This window comes from Melaminivora alkalimesophila (genome assembly GCF_000282995.1).
Lineage (GTDB): Bacteria > Pseudomonadota > Gammaproteobacteria > Burkholderiales > Burkholderiaceae_C > Melaminivora > Melaminivora alkalimesophila.
This window is the reverse complement of the sequence record NZ_ALEE01000533.1, coordinates 1-206: the sequence shown is the minus strand read 5'-3', so window position 1 is coordinate 206 and position 206 is coordinate 1. Positions and strand designations below refer to the sequence as shown.

1 pseudogene is annotated in these 206 nt (G+C 75.7%); it reads right to left on the bottom strand.

Going from position 1 to position 206, the window contains the following annotated elements:
• Nucleotides 1–171 (bottom strand): annotated as a pseudogene (locus tag A612_RS10410) (AI-2E family transporter); the annotation flags it as partial.
• Between the last annotated feature and the right edge of the window lie 35 nt (nucleotides 172–206).

The following is a 206-nucleotide window of genomic DNA, read 5'->3' as shown; positions in this document are numbered from 1 at the left end:
ACGCAGCCGCAGCGGCAGCCAGCGCAGCCGCGCGCTCAGCCAGCGTGTCAGCAGGAAGCCCAGGCACACGGTCAGCAGGCCGGGCAGCAGCCCGCGCAGCATGACCAGCAGCAGCGTGGCCGCCATCAGGCAATAGCTGGCGACCTTGACGCCGCGCGAAGGGGGGGTCAGCCGCGGACGCCGGCCGCGCCGGCGCGTCGGCGGCA